Source organism: Endozoicomonas atrinae (assembly GCF_001647025.1).
In the GTDB taxonomy this organism is placed as follows: domain Bacteria; phylum Pseudomonadota; class Gammaproteobacteria; order Pseudomonadales; family Endozoicomonadaceae; genus Endozoicomonas; species Endozoicomonas atrinae.
Map to the genome: position 1 here is coordinate 1 of NZ_LUKQ02000776.1, position 520 is coordinate 520.

At 44.6% G+C, this 520-nt stretch carries 1 pseudogene; it reads right to left on the reverse strand.

Features of this window, described 5'->3' with window-relative positions:
• Window positions 1-27: 27 nt before the first annotated feature.
• Window positions 28-520 (reverse strand): annotated as a pseudogene (locus AK963_RS34435) (ISKra4 family transposase); the annotation flags it as partial.

Here is a 520-nt window from a genome sequence, read left to right on the forward strand (position 1 = left end):
GGGTGCTCTCTCAATTTGATAACTGACTCATAGGTTAGCTTCAACCTTTCCAGTCATGAACTCAGACCAAAGTTGTTCCCAGCGCCCCTTACTCTGGATCAGTGCTCTTGTTGTCAAAAGCACTTCCGCTCCTGTTGCTTTCCACCTCATTCCAGAACCACATAATCGTTGCTTTACCAGAGTCTTACAAGCCGCTTCAGTAACTCCTGAACCTATTGGCCAATGGCGTTTAAGCGCCTGATGATAATTCATTAACTGGTGATTGTTTGTAAAATAGCTCACAGCTTTGTAGCGCTTCTCTGTCAGTGCGATTGTCTTTTTCGGGAGCTCGGCTGATTCAATTTCCTGAAGGATTTTTTTGGCTGCTCCACGCTTGTTTTTCAAACTATGTAGCCTGTCTTCAAGCCACTGGTGTCGCTTCGCCTTACTGGTTGGAAACAGTGCTTCCGCTGCTCCAGCTAAATATTCAGATGCATGATAAAAATCGAGTATCTGCCCAGAGGTATGTTGTTTCAAATAA